This is a genomic window from Brevundimonas sp. UBA7838, assembly GCF_002500885.1.
Taxonomy (GTDB): domain Bacteria; phylum Pseudomonadota; class Alphaproteobacteria; order Caulobacterales; family Caulobacteraceae; genus Brevundimonas; species Brevundimonas vesicularis_C.
In genome coordinates this window covers 1-1,048 of sequence record NZ_DLTK01000041.1, presented here as the reverse complement: position 1 = coordinate 1,048, position 1,048 = coordinate 1, and the positions used below count along the sequence as shown (strand labels likewise).

Below are 1,048 nucleotides of genomic sequence, written 5' to 3'. Positions count from 1 at the left end.
CCATGCTGCTGCACGGCGGCTGGACACACGCGATCATGAATGCGGTGGCGGCGCTGGCGTTCGGGACGCCGGTGGCGCGGCTGCTCGGGACCAAGGTTGGTCCGACGGTCTTTCTGCTCTTCTATCTGGCGTGCGGCGTGTTGGCGTCGCTGGGCTATGGGCTGATCCATTGGGGATCCAGCGAGCCGATGGTCGGCGCGTCCGGCGCCGTCTTCGGCCTGATCGGCGCCGCGACGCGATTGCTGGGAGGGCAGGGCAGGGTGCTGCCGATGGGCGATCGCCGCGTGATCGGCGCGGCGATCACGTGGATGGCGGTCAACGCCGTGACCGGAATGATCGGCGGACTGCCCGGCGCCGAGGGAGCCAGGATCGCCTGGGAGGCCCACGCGGTCGGGTTCGTCGTCGGCTTTCTGGCCATCGGTCCATTGGGGCGGATGTTCGGGACGGGGGCTGCGCCTGATCGCTGAGGCGCGTTGATTCCGGACGGGGGCTGAGCGATCATCGCTCCCTGAGCGGCCCTGTCGCCATTCCGGCCCCGCGGTCGTCTCTTACAGAGAGAAGGGACCGCGATGTTCGTCGCCGAAATCCTCAAGACCAAGGGAAACGCCGTCTTCTCGATCGCGCCGGATCTGACGGTGACGCAGGCATGCGCAGAATTGGAGCAGAAGCGGGTCGGGGCGCTGGTCGTCTGTGACGGCGACAAGGTGACCGGGGTGTTTTCCGAACGCGATGTGGTCAAGGCGTTGGCGGCCGATGGCGCCGATGCGCTGGCTCGTCCGGTCGCCGACTATATGACGGCCAAGGTGATTTATGCCGAACCGGCCGAGGAGATGTCGGCCTTGATGACCCGCATGACCGATCGGCGCATCCGGCATCTGCCGGTGATGCAGGCGGATCGTCTGGTCGGCGTCATCTCCATCGGCGACGTGGTGAAGTGCCAGATCGCCGAACACGCCCATGAGGCCGAGAGCTTGCGGACCTATATTGCAGGCTGAGAGGCGCGCGCGCTGTTGGACGATTCCGGTTTTGCGAGAAACTTCCCCAATCT

General features: G+C 66.2%; 2 protein-coding genes. Both read left to right on the top strand.

Annotation, left to right across the window (positions count from 1 at the left end; genetic code table 11):
• Nucleotides 1-467, top strand: a 467-nt coding sequence (locus B3T77_RS02745; RefSeq protein WP_292076984.1) for a rhomboid family intramembrane serine protease, incomplete at its 5' end; no start/stop codon positions are given.
• Between the two features lie 102 nt (nucleotides 468-569).
• On the top strand, nucleotides 570-995 hold the full coding sequence (locus tag B3T77_RS02740) for a CBS domain-containing protein (RefSeq protein WP_292076983.1): 426 nt from the start codon (nucleotides 570-572) through the stop codon (nucleotides 993-995).
• Nucleotides 996-1,048: the final 53 nt, after the last annotated feature.